This window comes from Streptomyces sp. NPDC092369 (genome assembly GCF_044755245.1).
In the GTDB taxonomy this organism is placed as follows: Bacteria; Actinomycetota; Actinomycetes; order Streptomycetales; family Streptomycetaceae; genus Streptomyces.
Map to the genome: position 1 here is coordinate 47,954 of NZ_JBIVQP010000004.1, position 20,717 is coordinate 68,670.

At 71.6% G+C, this 20,717-nt stretch carries 16 protein-coding genes and 1 pseudogene; 7 read left to right on the forward strand and 10 right to left on the reverse strand.

All coding sequences use genetic code 11. From position 1 onward, the window contains the following. Window positions 1-8 precede the first annotated feature (8 nt). Window positions 9-161, reverse strand: coding sequence for a hypothetical protein (locus tag ACIQI8_RS24080; RefSeq protein WP_365440292.1), 153 nt, complete (start codon window positions 159-161; stop codon window positions 9-11). 243 nt (window positions 162-404) lie between these two features. Here ACIQI8_RS24080 and ACIQI8_RS24085 point away from each other — a divergent pair, with 243 nt between their 5' ends. Then, window positions 405-3,488 (forward strand): lantibiotic dehydratase, encoded by a 3,084-nt coding sequence (locus ACIQI8_RS24085; RefSeq protein WP_402354266.1) that lies wholly within the window; start codon window positions 405-407, stop codon window positions 3,486-3,488. A 672-nt stretch (window positions 3,489-4,160) separates the two neighbouring features. Then, window positions 4,161-5,216, forward strand: a pseudogene (locus ACIQI8_RS24090) (helix-turn-helix domain-containing protein); the annotation flags it as partial. Window positions 5,217-5,250: 34 nt separating this feature from the next. On the opposite strand, the gene ACIQI8_RS24095 reads toward ACIQI8_RS24090, so the two are convergent. After that, window positions 5,251-6,390 (reverse strand): M23 family metallopeptidase, encoded by a 1,140-nt coding sequence (locus ACIQI8_RS24095; protein ID WP_402354269.1) that lies wholly within the window; start codon window positions 6,388-6,390, stop codon window positions 5,251-5,253. A 96-nt stretch (window positions 6,391-6,486) separates the two neighbouring features. On the opposite strand from ACIQI8_RS24095, the gene ACIQI8_RS24100 reads away from it, so the two are divergent. After that, window positions 6,487-7,113, forward strand: a complete 627-nt coding sequence (locus ACIQI8_RS24100; RefSeq protein ID WP_402354272.1) for a DUF2461 family protein — start codon at window positions 6,487-6,489, stop codon at window positions 7,111-7,113. A 25-nt stretch (window positions 7,114-7,138) separates the two neighbouring features. Here the strand turns inward: ACIQI8_RS24100 and ACIQI8_RS24105 are convergent, their stop codons facing one another. The 5 genes from ACIQI8_RS24105 to ACIQI8_RS24125 all read right to left on the reverse strand — a co-directional run bounded on the left by ACIQI8_RS24105 (window position 7,139) and on the right by ACIQI8_RS24125 (window position 11,569). Continuing rightward, a complete protein-coding gene (locus tag ACIQI8_RS24105) occupies window positions 7,139-7,939 on the reverse strand; it encodes a DUF427 domain-containing protein (protein WP_402354275.1) in 801 nt (266 codons plus the stop codon). Window positions 7,940-8,044: 105 nt separating this feature from the next. Beyond that, window positions 8,045-9,457: an NAD(P)/FAD-dependent oxidoreductase gene (locus tag ACIQI8_RS24110; RefSeq protein WP_402354278.1), complete on the reverse strand. Its 1,413-nt coding sequence runs from the start codon at window positions 9,455-9,457 to the stop codon at window positions 8,045-8,047. Beyond that, window positions 9,454-10,629 carry an MAB_1171c family putative transporter gene (locus ACIQI8_RS24115; RefSeq protein ID WP_402354281.1) on the reverse strand — a complete coding sequence of 392 codons (1,176 nt, stop codon included), beginning with the start codon at window positions 10,627-10,629 and terminating at the stop codon, window positions 9,454-9,456. Before ACIQI8_RS24115 ends, ACIQI8_RS24110 begins: the two co-directional genes overlap by 4 nt. An 11-nt stretch (window positions 10,630-10,640) precedes the next feature. Then, entirely contained in the window at window positions 10,641-11,204 is a 564-nt protein-coding gene (locus tag ACIQI8_RS24120; protein WP_402354284.1) for a toxin-antitoxin system, toxin component, read from the reverse strand. Further along, complete coding sequence (locus ACIQI8_RS24125) at window positions 11,201-11,569, reverse strand: hypothetical protein (protein WP_402354287.1); 369 nt, start codon at window positions 11,567-11,569, stop codon at window positions 11,201-11,203. The genes ACIQI8_RS24120 and ACIQI8_RS24125 overlap by 4 nt, the downstream gene beginning before the upstream one ends. 221 nt (window positions 11,570-11,790) lie before the next feature. On the opposite strand from ACIQI8_RS24125, the gene ACIQI8_RS24130 reads away from it, so the two are divergent. The 4 genes from ACIQI8_RS24130 (at window position 11,791) to ACIQI8_RS24145 (ending at window position 17,755) form a co-directional block, all read left to right on the forward strand. Then, on the forward strand, window positions 11,791-12,765 hold the full coding sequence (locus tag ACIQI8_RS24130) for an NAD(P)H-dependent flavin oxidoreductase (protein ID WP_402354290.1): 975 nt from the start codon (window positions 11,791-11,793) through the stop codon (window positions 12,763-12,765). A gap of 168 nt (window positions 12,766-12,933) precedes the next feature. Beyond that, the gene (locus ACIQI8_RS24135) at window positions 12,934-15,312 is read left to right on the forward strand and encodes a tetratricopeptide repeat protein (protein ID WP_402354293.1); all 2,379 of its coding nucleotides are present in this window, start codon (window positions 12,934-12,936) and stop codon (window positions 15,310-15,312) included. 5 nt (window positions 15,313-15,317) lie between these two features. Beyond that, window positions 15,318-16,445 (forward strand): hypothetical protein, encoded by a 1,128-nt coding sequence (locus tag ACIQI8_RS24140; RefSeq protein WP_402354296.1) that lies wholly within the window; start codon window positions 15,318-15,320, stop codon window positions 16,443-16,445. Next, entirely contained in the window at window positions 16,442-17,755 is a 1,314-nt protein-coding gene (locus tag ACIQI8_RS24145; protein WP_402354299.1) for an alpha-glucoside ABC transporter substrate-binding protein, read from the forward strand. Before ACIQI8_RS24140 ends, ACIQI8_RS24145 begins: the two co-directional genes overlap by 4 nt. 6 nt (window positions 17,756-17,761) lie before the next feature. Here ACIQI8_RS24145 and dmpG read toward each other — a convergent pair whose 3' ends face one another. Genes dmpG through ACIQI8_RS24160 form a run of 3 tightly spaced genes read right to left on the reverse strand, consistent with a single transcriptional unit; the run spans window position 17,762 to window position 20,630 of the window. Next, entirely contained in the window at window positions 17,762-18,775 is a 1,014-nt protein-coding gene (dmpG, locus tag ACIQI8_RS24150) for a 4-hydroxy-2-oxovalerate aldolase (RefSeq protein ID WP_402354302.1), read from the reverse strand. Continuing rightward, window positions 18,772-19,761, reverse strand: a complete 990-nt coding sequence (locus ACIQI8_RS24155) for an acetaldehyde dehydrogenase (acetylating) (protein WP_402354305.1) — start codon at window positions 19,759-19,761, stop codon at window positions 18,772-18,774. Before ACIQI8_RS24155 ends, dmpG begins: the two co-directional genes overlap by 4 nt. Beyond that, the gene (locus ACIQI8_RS24160) at window positions 19,758-20,630 is read right to left on the reverse strand and encodes a 2-keto-4-pentenoate hydratase (RefSeq protein WP_402354308.1); all 873 of its coding nucleotides are present in this window, start codon (window positions 20,628-20,630) and stop codon (window positions 19,758-19,760) included. Before ACIQI8_RS24160 ends, ACIQI8_RS24155 begins: the two co-directional genes overlap by 4 nt. Window positions 20,631-20,717 lie beyond the last annotated feature (87 nt).

Here is a 20,717-nt window from a genome sequence, read left to right on the forward strand (position 1 = left end):
GGGGCGTGCTAGTCGGGGATGTCCTCCGTGTTCTCCGCCGCGATGTAGGTGTACGTGTGGTACGCCGCGCCGAGCTTCAGCTCGCTGGAATCGATCACCTGGAGTTCTTCGAGCTCACCGAATTCCTCATCGGCGAGTTTCTCAGGAGACACAGCTGTCATGATTCTCTCCCCTTCGCGAACATGATGGGAATGTGCCGTTTGCCGTGTGCGGCGCCCAGGCTAAGCCAGACAGTCCGTACGGCAACAGCCCATACGTCGTCGTTTAGTTGGGGCGGCATTCAGCCAGTTCAGTGGCTGATGGAGACTCCGCGGCACCGGAGTGGCGCGGCAGCCGGCGAAATGACCATGACTCATAATCTTCTCCGGCACCTGGTGGTGGGGAGGAATCGCGGACAACATCCCATGGAGGACAACGCCGTTGAGCTGCTGGGGGGCTGTTTGTACCGCCATGTCGACGCGGCCGTCGTTCGGGCGGCGGTCCGGTGTCCCGACCGCCCGGTGGTCTGGCCGGACCTGACCGGCTCGTCCGCGCACACGGAGTCGTGGCGGGCGTGGCTTCAACGGCTGTGGCAGGAAACCGACTTCGCCGACGCGGTCGAGTTCTCCAGCCCGGTCCTGGCGAGACGGGTGCATCAGATATGCGTCGGCGAGCCGGTGCCGGAACCCGCCGTGCGGCGCGCGGTCGTGTCGGTGGTGCGCTACCTGCTGCGGGCCCGCTCGCGTGCCACTCCGTTCGGTCTGTTCGCCGGGGTCGCGGCCGCCCGTACGGGGGCCGCTCCCGTGCTGCGTGCGGGTACCGAGCACCGAGCGGTCACCAGACCGGACGCGGCGTGGACCGCGGCTCTTGTCGACCGGTTGGAGGAACTCCGTGAGCTGCGGCCCCAGTTGACCCTGCTCGCGTCCAGCCTCGCGTTCGAGCGTGACGGACGGCTGATGGTCGAGCACCGCGCGAGCAGTGCGCACGACGGCGACCCCGTGCACGTGGGGATACGCGCGACCGAGCCCGTCCGCATGGCCATGGAGGGGGCGCGGACGCCGGTCCTGTGGGCGGATCTCGCGGCAACACTGTCCGTCGGCTTCCCGGCCGCTTCGCCCACCGCTGTCGAGAACCTGCTCGCCAACCTCGTACGACAGCGATTCCTGATCACCGGTCTGCGTCCTGCGGTCAGGGCCTCCGACCCGATCGCAGCCCTCCTCGGACTGGTGCCGCAGCTGCCCGTGGCCGCCGAATTGTCCGAGGTCGCGGCGGGATTGGCACGGCATGACGACGCAACCGCCGCGGGTGTGGGCGCTCGCGCCGAACGTGCGCGGGTGCGCGCCGTGATGAGACGGCTGTGTCCCACCGCCGAACCCGCGCTCGCCCTCGACCTGCGGCTGGACTGGGACCTGGTGATCCCGGAGGCGGTGGCCGAGGAGGCGGCGAAGGCCGCCGCGGCGCTCACGCGCCTGGCGCCGCGGGCGGCGCTGAGCCCGGCATGGGTCGCCTGGCACGGTCGCTTCCTCGATCGCTACGGCCCGGGAGCCGTGGTCCCCGTCCTGGACGCCGTCGACCTGCTCGGCTACCCGTCCGGCTACCTCGGAACCGCCGGCGCGTCGACGGGCCCGTCGCTGACCGCCCGGGACAGCCAGCTGCTGCGGCTCGCGTACACCGCCGCGACCGGGCGCCGCCGGCACGTCCGGCTCGATGATGCCGCGATCGACGAGCTGGCGGTGGCCGATCCCGGCAGGCCCGTGCAGCCGAGTACCGAGGTGACCGTGCGGGTCCACGCCGCGAGCGTATCCGCCCTGGAACAAGGGGAGTTCACGCTGCACGTCGTCGGTGTGGCCCGTGCGGCCGGAATCGCCACCGGTCGCTTTCTCCACCTGTTTGACGCGGACGACCGCCGCCGGATGACCGACGTGTACGCCGGCCTGCCCGGCGTGCAACGGGACGCCCTGATCGCGCAGATCAGTACCACGCCGCTGTACATGCGCTCGGTGAACGTCGCGCACGCCCCGCGGACGGCGGAGTGGGTGATCCCCGTCGGCGACCACCACGGCCCGGACACGGGCCAGTTGCCCGTGACGGACCTCGCGGTGACCGCCGATGCCGAGCAACTGCACCTGGTCTCGGTCTCCCGTGGCCGCCCGGTGCACACGACGCTGCCGAACGCGGTGGATCTGACCCGACACACCCATCCGCTGGCGCGGTTCCTCATCGAGGCACCCGTGGCACTGGCCGTGCCGTGCACCGGGTTCTCGTGGGGAGCCGCCGTCTCCGGCCTGCCGTTCCTGCCCGCACTGCGCTACGGGCGCACCGTACTGTCCCCGGCCCGCTGGACCCTCGCCGGCGCCGACCTGCCCGACGCGCGGACGCCGTGGCCGCAGTGGGACAAGTCCCTGGCCGAATGGCGGCGTGAGGTTCTCCTGCCCCAGCACGTGTACCTGGGTGACGGAGACCGGCGCATGAACCTGGACCTGGCGCAACCCTCGCACCGGCTCCTGCTCCGCACCCACGTCGAGCGTGACGGCAAGGTGCTGCTGCGTGCCGCACCGGAACCCGGGGACCTGGGCTGGACCGGCGGGCGCGCCCACGAGATCGTCATCCCCCTGGCCGCTGTGGCCAAGCCCCGTGCACCTGTCCGCGGATCGGGCGACATCGTCACTCGGGACGACGGCCGTCCGCCTGGCTGCGGCAACGTGATCTCCATCAGCTTGTACGGCCACCGCGACCGTCAGGATCCGCTCCTGACCCGGCATCTGCCCTCCCTGATCGGGGAGTTGGGCGGGCCTCGCTGGTGGTTCGTCCGCCACCGTGATCCCGAGGACCACCTACGTCTGCGTCTGACCCGCGCGCCCGGTTCACTCGGCGCCGCTGTCGGACAGATCGGCGAGTGGACCCGGCGGCTTCGGCACGCGGGGCTGATCACCCACGCGAGCCTGGAGACCTACTACCCGCAGACCGCGCGCTTCGGCGGCCCCACGGCGATGGAAGCGGCCGAGGAGTACTTCGCCGCCGACGCGGCCGCCGTCCTCGCCCAACTGACCGCGCAGGCGGATCCGGGCGCTCCCGACGCTCGTGCGACGACCGCCGCGAGCATGGTCGACATCGCCGTCGGCCTGCTCGGGGACGACGAGAAGGCGATGCGCTGGCTGGTGGGGCACACCCACACGGACAGGAGCGCCCCACTTCGAGCGGTCTACGACCAGACCCTCGCCCTGACGACCGCCCTCCTCATGCCCCGGGCCTCCGGCACCCCAGTCCTGGACGCGCGCGTCACCGCGAGCTGGTCCGCCCGCCGCGTCGCGCTCGCCGCGTACCGAAGGGTGCTTGAGGGCGCGGGAACGCTGCCCCCGCAGGACCTGCTCCCGGACCTGCTCCATCTCCACCACGTCCGCATGCACGGGCCGGGGCGTGCCGAGGAACGCGCACACCTGCACCTGGCCAGAGCCGCGGCGCTGAGCTGGACGGCACGAGCCAGTGCACATCGTCACCGTGAGTCATGAGGGTGCCGGCGCGACCGGAGCGTCAGCGCTCGCGATCGGTCGCTCCGCACAAGGGAGGAAGTCCTGGAGGTCGGCCCGGTCCCGTCCCTCGATCCGGGGAGTCGCACGAGTTCAAGTCCGCACCGGGTGTGCAGAATTGGTCATTCCTCCTACGGTGTTTCCGGCAGACCACGGGCTGCCGGAAACAGCGCTGGGGAATCGAGGGCTTCGTTGAACGACTTCGTCGCGGTCTGTGCGGCTGAGCTGGTGACGCACATGCGGGACGGCGCCTGGCCGGTGGTCCGCGACGCCCTTGTCACGTTTCTCGTCGACAACGAACCGGGGAGCGAGACGCGCGCGACCGGAGTCCGGAACGAGTTGGACCGAGCCAGGAGCGATCTGCTCCACGCCGTCGAGCAGGGCGAGCAGGACACGGCCGCCGACGTCGAGGCGGAGCTGCGCCTGCGTCTGCGTCGTGTGCTGCGGAACCGACCGAGTGCCGCCACTCCGCTCCGCATGCTGGTCGGCCACTTCAGGCCGACGGCACCAGCCACACCGGCCACCGGGCCCCGCGAGGAATCCGGCCGCCAGGTCGACCGGCCCCAGGTGCCCCCACAGCCGCCATCCCCTTCCCCTTCCTCTTCCCTATCCTCCTCCCCGTCCCCGTCCCGGTCTCCATCCGCGGCGCAGAGGATCCCGCGAGGCTCCCGCAAGGAGACCGTCGCGGCACTGCTGTTCAGTGGCGGTCCCCTCTTCGAGAGCTCCATACCGCTGTCGGTGTTCGGGGCCGACCGCCAGGACGCCGGCGTGCCGCGCTACCGACTGTTGGTGTGCGGCGGCGAAGAGGGCCCACTGCGGACCACGGCAGGCGTGGAACTCATCGCACCGTACGGCCTGGATGCGATCTCACGCGCGGGGACGGTCGTCGTACCGGCCTGGCGCTCGATCACTTCACCGCCGCCCAAGGACGCGGTCGACGCCCTGCGCAGGGCGCATGAGGAAGGCGCCCGTATCGTCGGGCTCGGCACGGGCGTGTTCGTGCTGGCCGCGGCGGGTCTGCTGGACGGCCGCCCCGCGACCACGCACTGGATGTACGCGCCGACGCTGGCCAAGCGCTATCCGTCGGTGCACGTGGATCCGAGAGAACTCTTCGTCGACGACGGAGACGTCCTGACCTCGGCGGGCACCGCGGCCGGGATCGACCTCTGCCTGCACATCGTCCGCGCCGACCACGGCAACGAGGCGGCCGATGCGCTGGCCCGTCGCCTGGTCATCCAGCCGCGCCGGACGGGAGGCGACCGCTACCTGGACCGCTCGTTGCCGAACGAGATCGGCACCGACCCGCTCGCCGAGGTCATCGCCTGGGCGCTGGAGCACCTCCACGAACAGTTCGACGTCGAAACGCTGGCCGCACGCGCGTACATGAGCCGCCGCACCTTCGACCGTCGTTTCCGTGAACTCACGGGCAGTGCCCCGTTGCAGTGGCTGAGCGCACAGCGGGTTCTCCAAGCGCAGCGCCTCCTGGAGACCTCCGAGTACTCCGTCGACGAGATCGCCCAACGCTGCGGCTTCCGCTCCCCGGTGGCCCTGCGGGGTCACTTCCGCCAGCAGATGGGTTCCTCCCCGGCCGTGTACCGGGCGGCCTACCGTGCTCGCCACCCCGTTGAGGGCGGCCCCCTTCACACCTCGCCCGGGCCCTCACCGGCTCCGGACGACGAGGAATGGCCGGCCCCGCCGCCCGCATCGCCGACCGACTAGGCAAGGCCACCGGCGGTTTGGGCCCTCACCCGGTCGGCCTGAGCCAAGGGACCGGGTCCGTGTACTGGCCGTCCAGGAGAACCTCGAAGTGCAGGTGGGGCCCGGTGGACAGACCGGTGGAGCCGACGAGACCGATCGGTGAACCGGCCGTCACCGACTGGCCGGCGGTGACCTGGAGGGCGGAGAGGTGGCTGTACGTCGTCTCCAGCCGTTTGCCGTCGATGGTGCCGTGGTCGATCACCACGCGGAGGCCGTACGCCGTGGTCATGCCCGCGAACTCGACCCGGCCGTCCCGCGCGGCCGACACCTGGGCGCCCTTGGGCGCGCCGAAGTCCACCCCGGTGTGCAGCTTGGTGACGCCCGTGAGGGGGTGCTTGCGCGAGCCGAAGGGAGAGGTGATCGTGAGGGTGGTGACCGGCGGGGACAGGAGGGCGGAGGCGTTCTGGCCGCCGGTGTCCTCGGGAGTCCGCCGTACGAGCGCGTCGTACTGCGGACGCCGTCCCGTGACCCCGTCGACGAACGTGCGCGCGCTGCCGGAGACGCGGCCCGCCTTCGCCACCGCCTCCGTCCCGACCGCGTACGCGGCCAGGGTCAGATCCGTGAGGTCGCCGTTGACGGCTCCCTCGGTCCTGAGGGCCGTCACCTTCTTGGCCAGTGAGCAGTCCTGCCGGCCGAGCGCCATGATCGCGTCCACCGGATCGTGGGGCGTGGACCGGCCGTTGCCGTCGGCGTCCTTGCCCCACCTCCGCCACTGGGCGTCCGTGAAGCGGGCGATGCCCTGCTGCGAGAGGCTCGCGCTGTCGTCGTTCCACCCCGAGAGCTGATCGATCTGGGCGGCGAGCACGGCCGGTGTGACGACCGTGCAGTCGGCGGTCGCCTTGCGCAGCCAAGGGACGTACGAGGCATCGACGTTGCTGATGTCCGTCGGTGCCGCATCCGGGTCCTGGGACTGGGCGGGGGAGAGGCCGCCGGTGAGGGCCAGGTAGCCGGACACCCCGACGAGCGCCAGCAGAGCGGGTGCCACGATCAGGAGGAAGGGGCCGGGACCGCGGCGGCGCGGACGGTCTCCGTTCGGCGGCTGCGGAGTCCGCACCACCGGCTCGGCATCGGCCCGTTCGGGGACGCCGCCGACGGCCGGATCCGCCGGCGGGATGTTCGAGCTCACGCTCGGACGCTAGCGGCCGACCGGCAGGACGTCATGGGCCGCGAAGACAGGGTCGGGGGCAGTGGAATTGCCCCCACGGGCAAGTAGGCTCTCCGCATGGGCGGACAGTTCACGGGGTGGCCCGAGGGGGCGTTCGACGTGCTGCTCCAACTGGAGGGCGAGCCCTCGCAGTCGGTGCGGGAGAGGTGCCGCAAAGAGCGCGAGCAGCTGGTGCGGCAGCCGATGATCGCGCTGCTCAACGACCTCGCGGACAGGGACGCCGCGTACGAGGACTTCTCCGTCTGGCACTACCGGACGAACTCCTGGTGGTGGCAGCACCAAGGCGCCGTGATCCGGCTCGCGCGCCATGTCGAGTTCGGGCTGCGCTTCGACCTCGACGGACTGCGGATCCAGGGGGCCTGGTGGTATCCCGTTCCCGAAGAGATCCGCACCTTCCGGCAGGCGGTGGCCGCCGAAGGCAGCGGTCGCGAACTTACCGCCATTGTCGAGGAGTTGAGGAAACGGGACTACGACATCACCGGTGACCTCATGAAGCGGGTCCCCCGCGGATACCCGGCCGACCATCCGCGCGCCGAACTGCTCCGGCACCGTTCGCTCATCGCGGTGCGACCGCTGGGGTGCGACGACCGGCTGCACACCCCGGAGGCGGTGGACGTGGTGCTCGACGTGCTCGGGGACCTCGGCGACATGATGTCCTGGCTCGTTCGGCACGTGCGGGTCTGAAACCTCCGCGCCCCCGACTCCCGCTCTACGGCAGCTTCTTGCTGAAGTGGGTCACCGGACGTTCGAGGCGCTCGCCGTCCACGGTGATGTCGAGCACCTCGTTGTAGAAGGCGAGCAGCCCCTGGATCGCGCCCACCGCGGGCAGCGGAGCGGCGTAGCTCCACAGCAGGTTGGGTGGGACGTCCCCTTCTCCGGCCCAGGACCAGTACGCGGCCGTGCCCTTGTAGGGGCAGCCGGTGTGGTGGTCGGTGGGGGTGAACAGGTCGAGGCGGACGTCCTCGCGCGGGAAGTAGTAACGGGTCGGCAGACCGGTTTCGAAGACGAGCACCGGATTGTGCGTGTCCGCGACGACCGTGCCCTCGATCTCGACCTGGACGTGCCTGCTGCTGGCGATGGCGTCCACCCGCTTGTGCGGGTCACGGGGGTGGACGAAGATCTCCTCTTCCTCCTCGTACCAGTGGTCGAGGCCCTTGCCGGTACGGCGGAACCACTCGAAGGCGATGTGGTCGGCGAGGTCGGCGGCGGGGAACGTCCACGCGGCGTTCTCCAGCGACTCGCCGTCGACTTCGAGGTCGTAGAAGATCTGCGAGCCCGTGTGCGTGCCGGTCGGCGGGTTCTTCGCGGGGCGCAGCAGGTCCTCGCGCACCTCCGCGCGCGGGAAGGCGTACAGCGGCACCGGCACGCCGGGCTCCCAGACGAGGACGGGATGGTGGCTGTCGACGACGGTCACCTTGTCCTTTCGGCCGCGTACCCAGCGATCACTGGGTTCCCAGAGGAGGCCTTCGGGGGTGCCGCGGAGAGACTCGGCGGTGGTGAGCGCGGTCATGTCCGTTCTCCTTCTCCCTCGGGTACGCGCCTGATACGTACGCGGTCATCAGCGTAGCCACGGGCCGCCTGGGCGGAGATCGGCAAGTTGCCTGAGCAGGAGACGCTAGGTGGACTCGATGGCACCGATTTCCTCGGGGCTGAGGGGCGGTTCGGTGAGCTGAGGTTTGAGGGGGCCCCGCACGGCCGCCACCAGGGTGCTGGGCTTGAACAGCGACTCAGGTCCCTTCTGGAGCGTCATCACGTCAGTGAGGTCGCGTGCCATTCGGCCGGAACCGGTGGCCGTGAGGGTGAGGCGGTCCACGAAGCGTGCGGCCATACGATCGGACAGCGTGGGACCGCCCTCGGTCGCGCCGTCGTAGAAGACGTCCGTGCCCACGGCGAAGGTCCACGCGAGGCCGACATGGCGTGCGATCGCCTTCTGCACGCGTCTGGTGAAGCCGGGGGTCCCGTAGCCGTGACGGTCGATCATGTCGCGCAGGGTCAGCGCGCTTTGCGCCGCGACCGACATGCCGTGTCCGTAGGTGGGGTTGTAGGCGGCCACTGCGTCACCGAGGACGAGGAAGTTCTCCGGCAGTGCGGTCTTCTCGTAGAAACGGCGACGATTGGCCGTCATCCGGCTGACGTGGACGGGTCCCAGCGGCTCCGCCTTCTTGATCATCTCGCCGACGATGGGGTGGCGCAGGCCCAGGGCGAAATTCATGAACTCGCCGGAGTCGCCGGTCGGTTCGCCGCCGCGGGTACCCGACAGCGTGACGAGCCACCGTCCGTCCTCGATGGGCAGGATGACGCCGGCCTGCCCCGGACCGTCACCGCGGGGGTTTGCCTGCACGTTGATGATGGGCCAGCTCTCCGGGAGGCCGTGCGGGGCTTTGTAGAGGCGGCTGGCGTAGACGAGTCCGGAGTCGACCTCTCGGACGGGCGGCTCGGGGGCGCCGAGTTCGTTGAGCCAGACCGGGGTTCGGGACCCCTTGCCACTGGCGTCGACGACAAGGTCGGCCAGGAGGGTCTCGCTCGTCCCGTCGTCCCTGCGGACGTGGACGCCGGTCACCGCGGAAGGGCTGCCCGCGAGGCCGAGCACGGTGGTGCCCGGCATGACGGTGATGCCGCTGTCGCTCGCGCCGAGGACCTGACGGCGGATCACCCAGTCGAGCAGGTCCCGGTGGCAGGCGATGGCGTAGTGGCTCTCCTGCCAGCGCCGGAACCACCCCTGCGGGCTGAGGCCGACCATGCCGCTGGTCAGGGGAATGCGCCGGGCGCCTTGCGACTCGAGGTCCTTCAGGACATCGGGCAGGAGCGTGGCGATGGCTTCCGCCCCGCCGGACCACAGCAGGTGCACATGGTGCGCCTGCGGCAGGCCCCTGCGATGCTCGGGTGCCTCCGGCAGGGAGTCCCGCTCGACGACGAGCACGTCGGTGCGCCTCGACAGCGCCTGCGCGGTCAGCATGGCCGTCAGACCCCCGCCGATGACGATGGCCCGGTGCTGCCGGCCGACGGGGGAGTTGGTGCGGGCATTCATGACGTCACGGTTCCTTCTGATGTCGGGTGGGAACCGACCGCGTGCAGGGTGGGCAGGTCGCGCAGAGCACGGGAGATGGCGACGATGTCCCCGCTCTGGTTCGGGCTCGTCCGCGCGGGTGGCCTCGCCGCCCGGCGGTCGGCATCCTCCGGAGCCGCGGCAGCGGCCACGATGGCGGTGGCCTCCGCGAGGACCTGTGCCTCGTCCGGCGTCTTCCCCTGATCCAGGTAGCGCTGGACGGCCTTGTCGCGCTCGCCCATGTCCAGGTACGGCTGGAGCTGCCGCAGAGCGTCGCGGATGGTCGTCCTGCGGTGTGTCAGGCGGAGGTCGAGTGAGGAGAACGGGCGGATCGGCACCGGGGAGGCAGCGGACTGCACATGTCGCAGGGTGCGGGCGAGCGGGGCGAGAGCCCGGTACTCGCGGAGGACCGCCGCCCAGTGCGAGGCCCCCTCTCCGGCGTGCGGCACGATGAACCCGAGGGCGATCAGCAGGCCGACCACTCCCGCGACGGGAGGCGCCACGTCGGTACTGAGCCAGTCCAGGTCGTGCTCGGTCCACCGGGCGACCACGGCGATCAGTTTGACCGCGTCGTAGACGAGGTTGAGGGCGTAGCCGACGCCGAGCAGTACGACGCCCGCATGGAGCCAGCCCAAGCCGCGCAAGCCGCTCTCCCATGTCCACAGCAGCATGGAAGTGATCAGGACGGCCACGGTGTGACCGAGCAGGTAGAGCAGGATCATCTCGCGCATCCACGGAGTGGTGGCGTAGTACGTGTCCAGGTCCCGTAGCCGCTCGACATGGTGGTCACCGAGCGCGAAGCACGCCCACAGGGCGACGATGACCATGCCGTAACTGCCGTAGACCCACCACGTCGTACGCCGGACGCTCGCCGGGACTCCTCCCCGCCACTTCACGATCAGCAGCAGACACGAGGCGCAGAAGCCGGTGAGCAGGCTGTAGACGAAGGGCGCCGCGAAATTGGGGATGCCGGTCACGTCGTTGAGCCACGCGAGGGTGGACGGCGCAGCGAAGAAGAACACGGCGACCGCCGTCAGGAGCAGTCCGGCGACCTGCCGTGCGAGGGGGTTGCGGCGGCCTCCCAGCAGGGCCGGCAACTTGTAGGCCACCCCTACGCCGAGCACCGCCGCGATCGTCCAGAAGGACTGGGTCATCGTCACGGTCGTCAGCCCTGCAGCCCGTGGCGGCCGAGGGCCGTGCTGATGCGCCGTGCCACATCGTCGAGGTCCTGGCGGGTGTCCGGGCCCGCCAGCCAGACGCCCATACGGGAGCCCATGAGCAGACCGAACCCCTCGGCGGCGAGCTCGTCCTCGGTGTGCGACTGGGCGCGCGCGGCCACCGTGCGGGCGAGGTCCCAGTCGACCTCGTCGGTCATCGCCGCTCGGGCGGCAACCGCGGTTCCGTCGTGATCGTGGCCGCAGTGCCCGGCGTTCATGTGCCACAACTCGTGGCCGAGGACGACGAGTTGGTGATCGGGGGCGAGGTTCTTCTCGACGACGATGACGTCCATGTCCTTGAGGTCGAGCCAGAGCCCCGTGGTTGTGTTGGCCAGCTCCTCGGGGAAGCTCCGCATGACCAACTGCACTGGTCGGCCGCGGCGTTCGCTCATCACCTGGCACAACGTCTCGAAGATGACTCTCGGCTCGGCCGGCACTCTGATCGCCTCGGCGACAGCCGTGGTGAGCTCGGCCATGAGCTTCTTCTGGAGCCTCTCGACTGACTTCTTCACTGATCAGCCTCCGGGTGGTTCGCCAGGTGATCGACCGCGCGCCTGACGCGGTCGACATCGAATGGGAGCTCTGCGACCATCCTGGCGAGCGCCGCCAAATCGGGTTTCTTCATGAGCGGACTTCGACCGGACATATGGACGACGCCCATGGCTCGGAGCGCCTTGGCCGGATCGGCCTCCACCTCCAAGTCGAAGAGGATCTTCCGCAGTTCTCGGTTCAGGAGCTCCACCTCGGCTTCGGCCAAGCCGGACGCCAGGGCCAACTGCTCGATGTCCAGCACCTCCTCCAGCCGGCGACCGCTCTCGGCGATCAGTTCCTCGATGCGGGCGACGGTCTTCAGCAGTGAGGTGTTGGCCTCACTCACAGGTGCTCCTTCCTGAAAGGTAGGGGTGAGTGCGGTGTGCCTGCGGGTGGTGTCGAAGACGCGGCCGGGGCCCGGGGGCATCAGCTCCACCGATCGCTCCTGATGGTCGAGTACCTGCGACCGGCACAGTACGGCGTGCGCACCTCAAACCTCAACGTTCGTTGTGCGGCGGCCGACGTTCGTTGGCGACAGGGGTTTCTCTCCGGCCGATGATGACAGGCATGACTCTGTCGACAGCGTTCACGGAACTGTTCGGTGTACGGCACCCGATCGCCTCGGCGCCCATGGGCGGGTCGGCCGGCGGGGCGTTGGCCGCCGCCGTCTCGCGCGGTGGCGGGCTGGGGCTGGTCGGCGCGGGGGGTGGTGAACGGGAGTGGCTGGCCAGGGAGTTGCCGATCGTGGCCGGGGGAGGACATCCGTGGGGAGTCGGATTCCTGAGCTGGGCGGCCGACGTCGGTGCGGTGGAACAAGCTCTGGAGTACGGTCCGGACGCCGTGGTGCTCTCCTTCGGGGACCCGAGTCCCTTCGCCGAGAGCGTCCGGGCCGCCGGTGCCGCACTGATCGTGCAGGTCACCGACCTGGAGGAGGCTCGCCGGGCGATCGATGCGGGCGCCGACGTCGTCGTGGCGCAGGGCACGGAGAGCGGTGGGCACGGGGCGCGGCACGGACGGGCGACGCTGCCGTTCGTGCCGGTGGTGGTGGATCTGGCGGCGCCGGTGCCGGTGCTGGCGGCCGGCGGGATCGCCGACGGCCGTGGCGTGGCCGCCGCCCTCGTGCTGGGGGCCGCGGGCGCGCTCATCGGCACCAGGTTCCAGGCCACGGCCGAGGCCCTGGTCGAACCCGCGAGCGCCCGGGCGATCCTGGAGGGGCGTGGCGAGGACACGGAACGCAACCGTGTGCTCGACATCGCCAGGTCATCACCCTGGCCGGACCGGTACACGGCCCGCACCCTGGGCCACCCCTACCTCGACCGCTGGCGGGGCCGGGAGGCGGAACTCGCCGCGGACCCCGGCGCCCGCGACGCCTATCAGGCCGACGTCGCCCGGGGCGACCTGCCGTCGCTGCCGGTGTGGGCCGGCGAGGCCGTCGACCTCGTCCATGACCTGCCAGCCGCGGAGGAACTGGTCGCCACGCTCGCCGCCCAGACCGAGGAGGCCTTCGCCCGAGCGGGAAGGCCGTCGAGGGGAACCGCCTGAGCTGGAGGCCCGGCCGGGAACGCACCGACGCCCCGGCGAACCAGACGACGCCGTGATCCGGACGCCGTGATTCCGGCACCGTGCCGCGGACGTCACGATGGAGGCGTCATGATTCACGACCGGACCGCAAGGAGTCATTCCCGCGCCCCGGCCCTATTCTGAGGAGGCATGGAGGGGGCCGCGGGCAGCGACGGGTTCGGTGAAGTGCCGGATTCCGATGGGTCGTTCGGGCCGCTCGTGGTCGCCGGACAGCCGATGTTCCTGCGGGCCGCGCATGTCGAACTGCCCGAGGAGAACCCGGATCCGACCGTGCTGCCCTCGATCACGCTGCTGGAGCGCGCGGCGTCTCTCGGCGTGGACGCGGATGAACTGCCCGTTTCTCCCGGCCAGTTGCTCGCGGGCCAGTACCGGCTGATCCGCCCGCTGGGCTACGGCGGGATGGGCGAGGTCTACCTCGCGCTCGACACCAAGGTCGACGACCGCGAGGTCGCCATCAAGATCCTCCACCCCGACCAGGCGGCTTTCGCGGCGGGCGCGCTGGCCCGCGAGCGGCGGGCCCTGGTCGACCTCAGCCACGACGACATCATCCGTGTCTTCAACTACGGTCATCACCCCGAGGTCGGCGACTTCCTCGTCCTGCAGTACGTGGACGGCCTCACGCTGGAGGAGGTGCGGGCCCGGGCGCGGCTGAACCCGGACGAGTTCGGCGGGCGCCGCTTCCACGAGTTCGTGCTGGCGTACGGCGTGCGGATCCTGTCCGCGCTCGGACATCTGCACGCCGACCGGCCCGGCCGCGTCTACGGCGATCTGAAGCCTGGCAACGTCATGCACGACGGCACCGCGACGAAGATCATCGACGTGGGGAGCGTACGGGCCACGGGGGCGCCGGGGCTGACGACGTACGGGTTCCGCGCCCCGACCGTGGGCCCCGACGGTGGATCGACCGGCCAGGACGACCTGTACAGCCTGGGCGAGACACTGCGGCGCCTGACCGGCCTCGGCACCTCACCCCAGGACCTGGCCGCCCTCGGCGACCTGGCCTCGCTGGCTCCAGGCAGGACCGAGGCGGCACAGGGCGCAGGCGGGGGCCCGGTCGCCGACGGGACACCGGGCGCCACCGACCAGTCGCCGCCCGGCACGGAAGGTCCCCCCGCCCCGAGCCCCACCACCCCCGCCCCCCGAGGCCTCGGCCTGGTCTCGCTCGCCCGGGTGCTGCACCGCGCGACCCGGACCGAGCGGGCCGAGCGATTCGCCGACGCCCGTGAGATGGCTGATCAATTGCGCGGTGTCTTCCGGGAGTTGAGATCGCTCAGAACCGGAACGGAGACCTTCGAGCCGTCCCCGCTGTTCCTCCAGACGCCGTACGCCCTCGACGGGGCCCTCGGCTCCGCGCCGCCCCTCTCCCGCTGGGCCGCGCACCGGGCGCCGTCACCGTACGCCCCGCCGACGCCCGCGCAGGCGGCCCAGCGGCTGCCCGTCCCGCGTCCCGACCGCGACGACGACCACCATGCCGAGCTCAGCAGGCTGAGCGAGGCCGACCCGGAGGCGCTGTTGCAGCACACCGCGGTCTGGAGCGACTCCACCGAGGTCCATCTCCTGCGCTGTCGGCTGCGGTTGCGGACGGCCGCCGACGGGCCGGAGGCCGCCGAGCGCGAGCTGCGTGCCGCCGAGGCGTCGGTCGGGCCCGAACGGGCGCCGTACGACTGGAGGTTGGACTGGCATCGAGGGCTCGTCGCGCTCGCCCGGGACCAAGTCGCCGTCGCCAGGCGGCACTTCGACCGGGTGTACGCGGCCATCCCCGGCGAGTACGCGCCCAAACTAGCGCTCGGCTACTGCGCCGAACGGTTGGGGCGATGGCCCGAGGCGCTCACGTTCTACGAGGCCGTGCGGCTGCGCAATCCGTCCCTGGGCGGCGCCGCCTTCGGTGCCGCCCGCGCCCGCCTCGCGCTCGCGGACGAACGGGCGGGGGAGGAGGCCGTCCGCGTCCTGGACGCCGTCCCGAGGCATTCCCGGCACCGCACCGCGGCCCGTACGGCGGCCGTGCGGATCGGGGTCGAGCACCTGCGGACGGTCGAGCGCGCGGAGGAGGTACCGGTGCTGCTGCGCGCGGTGCTGGAACGTCTCGTCCTGCTGTTCCACGCGCACGGGCTGACCGACGAGGAGGCCCGGGTGCGGATGACCACCGAGGTGTGGGAGAGCGTGCGGGACGTGCTGGCGCGCGGAGCCCTCGACGCGGCCGGGCTCGCCGCTCTGGCGGCCGCCGCCGACCCGCGGCTCGGCCTCCCCGCCGACGGACCCGGTGTGCGCAAGGACCTCTCCCGGCTCTACGTCACCCTCGCCCACCAGGCCGCCCGTTCCGCCGACCCCGCGGACGCGGCCGTCGCCGAGACCCTGCTGGACCGTGCCTACGAAGTCCGCCCGCTCGCCTTCCGACACCACAGGGACAGCCCATGGCTCGGGAAGAGAGTCGTCGACCGGCTCCGGACCCTCACCTCCGTGGCCTCGCGCGGAGTGCCGTCCGACTCGCGCAGGCAGCGGCCGCCGTAGCCGCGGTGATCGGCGAACTCGCCCGCCGCGCCTGCCGGTACGCCTGGCCGGCGCCCACCGGCCGGCGCAACCGCGCGTATCTGCACGACCGGCTGGTGGCGTTGCCCCTGCTCGCCGTGGTGGGCTTCGGCGCGTTCGGATGGGCGTACGCGGGTGTGCGCGACGACTCCGCCGACGTACGGGAGCGCGTGGTGCCGGCCCTGGTCGACCTCGCGGACGCCAGGAACTCCCTGCTGGTCGCCCAGGGCGAGGCCGAGCGAAGTCTGTCCGGGGGGCGGGCGGCGGAGCTCGGCGGGCTCAGCGAGCGGTACCGGACGCGGGTGGCGCGGGCGACGCAGAGTCTGAACCAGGTCACCCGCAGCGGGGCGTTGACAGTAGCCGAGGAGCAGGAACTGCGGGTGGTCTCCGCGCTTGTCGTGGACTACACCGGCTGGGTGGGCCGGGCGCAGGGTGACGCGACCGACCCGGTGCTGCGCGCGGCCGAGTTGACCTACGCGCGCAGCATGCTCTGCTCGGCGTCCGTCGCCCCGGCGCAGGCCGACGACACCTATCCACCGTGTCCGGCGGCGACCGGCTCCAGTGCCACCTCGATCGTCGACCGGGTGTCGGGCCTGGAACGAGGGCTGCGGGAGCGGCTCGCGCACCGGGCCGCGTGGGGCGCGGGCGTGCTCGCCGCCGCGGCCGTCGCGGGGCTCGCCTTCGTGCTGCTCGCCGCCGGACTGTGGCGGACGGTCTCCTTCCTGCGCCGCCGCTTCCGCATCCGGCTCAGCCTCCCGCTGGTGGCCGCCGCCGTGCCGCTGCTCGCCGTACCGCTGCTGACGGCGGACGCGCTGCTCGCCCAGCACGCGCAGGACGCGGCCGTCCCGCTGGCCGACGCGCTCGCCGAGCGGACCTCGCCCCGGATCGAGGTGATCGCGGAGGAACGGCCCTTCGCTGGTCCGGACCCGCGCGCCATCGAGGTCCTGCGGGCCCGGATCGACAACGACCTCGCGGACGGACGGCTCGCCGTCCTGGACGGGGCCGCCCCCTTCGTGTTCCCGACCGGACTGGTCGCCGCGGCGCTGATCGCCGGCGCCCTGCACGGCTACCGCCGCGAGTACCTCGTCGTCACCCGCCCGGGAGCCGTCTCATGACCTGTCTCAGGACCCGGTCCACGCGCCTCTTCCTCCGCCGCCCGCTGCACGTTCTCCTCGCGGGCTGTCTGCTCGCCCTCGTCCCCGGCTGCACCCCCGGCCCCCGCGACCCCCTGGTCGTCCTCGGCCCGTGGACCGGCAAGGAGGGCGAGGCCTTCGAGGCCGCCCTCGCCAAACTCGACGACGGGACCGGACGGCGGTACACCTACGAAGGCACCCGCTCGCTCCGCGAGACGCTCGTCTCGCAGTTGGAGGCCGGTGATCCGCCGGACGTGGCGATCCTCAACAGCATCGGCGAACTCACCGAGTACGCACGCCGCGACAGGCTCAAGCCCCTCGCCGAGGCGAGCGCCGAACGCGCCTACGCCCCGTGGTCGCCGACCCTCCTCGTGGACAGCCGGCGCCGTACGTACTGGGTGCCGTTGAAGGTCGACCTCAAGAGCCTGGTGTGGAGCAGGAAGGGCGCGTCGAGTGCCGACCCCACGTGGTGCGTGGGGCTGGCCTCGCAGGCCACCTCCGGCTGGCCCGGCACCGACTGGGTCGAGGACATCCTGCTCCACCAGGCGGGCCCCGACGTCTACACCCGGTGGGCCACCGGCCGGCTCGACTGGCGCGCCCCGGCCGTCGAACGGGCCTGGACCACCTGGGCACGCCTGCTCGGCAAGCGCTCCCCGGCCTCCGTCGAACAGTCCCTGACCACGTCGTTCGAGGGCGCCTCGGGCCCCGGCGGGCAGCCGCGCGGCCTGCTCGACTCACCCGGGTTCGACTGCACGCACGAGCACCAGAGCGCCTTCATCCGGTACGTGTACGCCGACAAGGACGTCCGCGTGGAGCCGTCGGCCCGCTATCTGGACGGGCGGTCCGAGGAGCGGGACACCTTCGAGGTCTCGGGCGACATGGCGGCCGTGTTCTCCGACGACGAGGCGGCCCAGGTACTGGTCGAACGGCTCTCCGGCCCGGCCGGCCGGGAGATCTGGCGGGCCCAGGCCGACCCGGCGGTCCGGCCTTTGTTCCCGGACCCGGCCGGGCTGCCGCCGACGACGCCCACGGACCCGAACGAGCGGGAGATCGACTCCCTGCTGACCTCCGGCGCCCGCACCCTGTGCTTCGACGCCTCCGACGTGATGCCACCCGAACTGCGCGACGCCTTCCACCGGGCCGTGCTGGAGTTCTTCCGGGACCCATCCCGGCGTCATCTCACCTCGCTGCTCGGGCAGTTGGAGACCGTACGGAGCGAGGTGAACGCCGAGTCGGGCGACGACCGCACGTTCCGCCCACCGGAGGACATCTGCGCGAGTCCAGGGGGCTGAACTAATTCAGCCCCCGCTGCGCCCCGCCAGATCCAGCGCGATGTCCGTGATCATGTCCTCCTGGCCGCCGACCATCCCACGCCGGCCCACCTCCACCAGCACCGAGCGGGTGTCCAGGCCGTACCGGGCCGCGGCCGTCTCAGCGTGGCGCAGGAAGCTGGAGTACACGCCGGCGTAGCCGAGGGTGAGGGTCTCGCGGTCCACCCGTACGTCGCGGTCCTGCAGCGGTCGTACGACGTCGTCGGCCGCGTCCATGAGCGGGAACAGGTCGCAGCCGTGGTCCCAGCCCATCAGGTCCGCGACCGCGACGAAGGCCTCCAGGGGGCAGTTGCCGGCCCCGGCGCCCTGCCCGGCGAGGGACGCGTCGACGCGGGTGGCGCCCTCCTCGACGGCGACCACCGTGTTGGCCACGCCGAGGGCGAGGTTGTGGTGGGCGTGGATGCCGGTCTCGGTCGCCGGGTCCAACGCGTCGCGGTAGGCGCGGAATCGGTCGCGCACGCCGTCCATGGTGAGGCGGCCGCCGGAGTCGGTGACGTAGACGCAGTGGGCGCCGTAGGACTCCATCAGCTTGGCCTGGCGCGCCAGTTCGGCCGGCGGTGCCATATGGGACATCATCAGGAAACCGGCGACATCCATGCCCAACTCCCGTGCCGCGGAGATGTGTTGGGCCGAGATGTCGGCCTCGGTGCAGTGGGTGGCGATCCGCACCGAGCGGATGCCGAGGGAGTGGGCCTGCTTGAGGTCGTGCACGGTGCCGATGCCCGGCAGGAGAAGGGTGGTCGGCACGGCCCGGTGCGTGGCGCCGACCACCGCCTCGATCCACTCCCAGTCGGTGTGCGCGCCCACCCCGTAGGTGACGCTGGACCCGGACAGGCCGTCCCCGTGGGCGATCTCGATCGCGCCGACGCCGGCCGCGTCCAGGGCGGCGGCGATGGTGCGGGCCTGCTCGACGGTGTAGCGGTGGCGGACGGCGTGCATGCCGTCCCGCAGGGTCACGTCCTGCACGTACAGCCTGGTCACTTGGCCGCCTCCGAGGTGTGGTGCGTCGCCACGCGCTCCGCCGTACGCAGCGCCGCGGACGTCATGATGTCGAGATTGCCGGCGTAGGACGGCAGGTAGTGGGCGGCTCCCTCGACCTCCAGGAAGACCGAGACCCGGGCCGCCCGGCCGCCGGTGGCGGCGGGCAGCAGGCCACGCAGCGGATCGTCGTAGGCGAGCCGGTCGAACTGCACCTTCTGCTTGAGCCGGTAACCCGGCACGTACGCCTGCACCCGGCCGACCATCTCCTCCACCGACGCGATCACCTCGGCCTCGTCGCAGTCACCGACCAGGCAGTACACGGTGTCCCGCATGATCAGCGGCGGCTCGGCGGGGTTGAGCACGATGATCGCCTTGCCGCGGGCCGCGCCGCCCACCTTCTCGATGGCCGCGGCGGTCGTCTCGGTGAACTCGTCGATGTTGGCGCGGGTTCCGGGCCCCGCCGAGCGGGAGGAGATGGAGGCCACGATCTCGCCGTAGTGCACCGGCGTCACCGCGCGCACGGCGGCGACGATCGGGATCGTGGCCTGGCCGCCGCAGGTGACCATGTTGACGTTCGTGGAGTCCAGGTGCTCGTCCAGATTGACGGACGGCACGACGTACGGGCCGATCGCGGCCGGTGTCAGGTCCACCACCCGGCGTCCGAGGTCGCGCAGCACCCGGTCGTTGTGGTGGTGGGCACCCGCCGAGGTGGCGTCGAAGACGATGTCGATCTCGTCGAACTCGTCCAGCCCCACCAGTCCGTCGACGCCCTCGTGCGTGGTGGCGACGCCGAAGCGACGGGCCCGGGCCAGACCGTCGGAGTCCGGGTCGATGCCGACCATGGCGCCCATCTCCAGGACGTCCGAGGTGCGCAGGACCTTGATCATGAGATCGGTGCCGATGTTGCCGGAGCCGATGACGGCGACCTTGGTGCGGGCCGGAGTACCGGCATTCGTACGGGACGTGGGGAGGACATCGTCGGTCATCGCCGGTCTCCTTCGGAAGTTGCGCCCGCTTCCGGCAGGGCGTCCGTCGCGCCTTCCGCCGCCGCGAACGCCACCCGCACCGACCCCAATCCCGAGATCCGCGCCTCGAAGGCGTCGCCCGGCGTGACGGCGACCATCGGACCGAGCGCCCCGGTGAGCACGATGTCGCCGGCCCGCAGCGGATCGCCCGCCGCGGCGAGGGTCGACGCGAGCCAGACCGCCGCGTTGAGGGGACCGCCGAGGCAGTCGGCGCCGGTGCCCGCGGAGACCTGCTCGCCCGCGCGGGTCAGCGTCATCCGCACCCCGCGCGTGTCCACCGCGGTCAGCGGCACCGGGCTGGTGCCGAGGACGAAGAGGCCGGAGGAGGCGTTGTCGGCGACCGTGTCGACGAGGGTGATGTCCCAGTCGGCGATCCGGCTGTCCACGATCTCCAGCGCGGGCAGCGCGAAGTCGACGGCGCGCAGCACGTCGGCCACGGTGATCCGGGTGTCCGGCAGATCGGCGCCCAGCACGAGCGCGACCTCCGCCTCGATCTTCGGCTGGAGCAGCCGGCCGGCGGGCACGGTGCCTGCGTCGGGGACGGCCATGTCGGCCAGCAGCGCGCCGAAGTCCGGCTGGTCGACGCCGAGTTGGCGCTGGACGGCGGGGGAGGTGAGGCCGACCTTGCGGCCGACGACGCGGCTGCCCCGCTGCTCCAGGGACCGCGCCACGTTGAGGCGCTGCACGTCGTAGGCGGCCGCGATGTCGCCGTCGGGCAGCAGGGACCGCACCGGAGGACAGGGCACTCCGATGCGGGTCGCCTCGGCCAGGGCGTCGGCGGCCTTGACCACCGCGGCGGACGGCCGGTCGGCGCTGGGGGGTGTCGGCATGCGACCACTCCAAGGGACGAAGGGCGAGGGGGGTTCACGTACGGGGGACGTACGAGGGTGTGATGACGTCCGGTATAGACGTGCCTG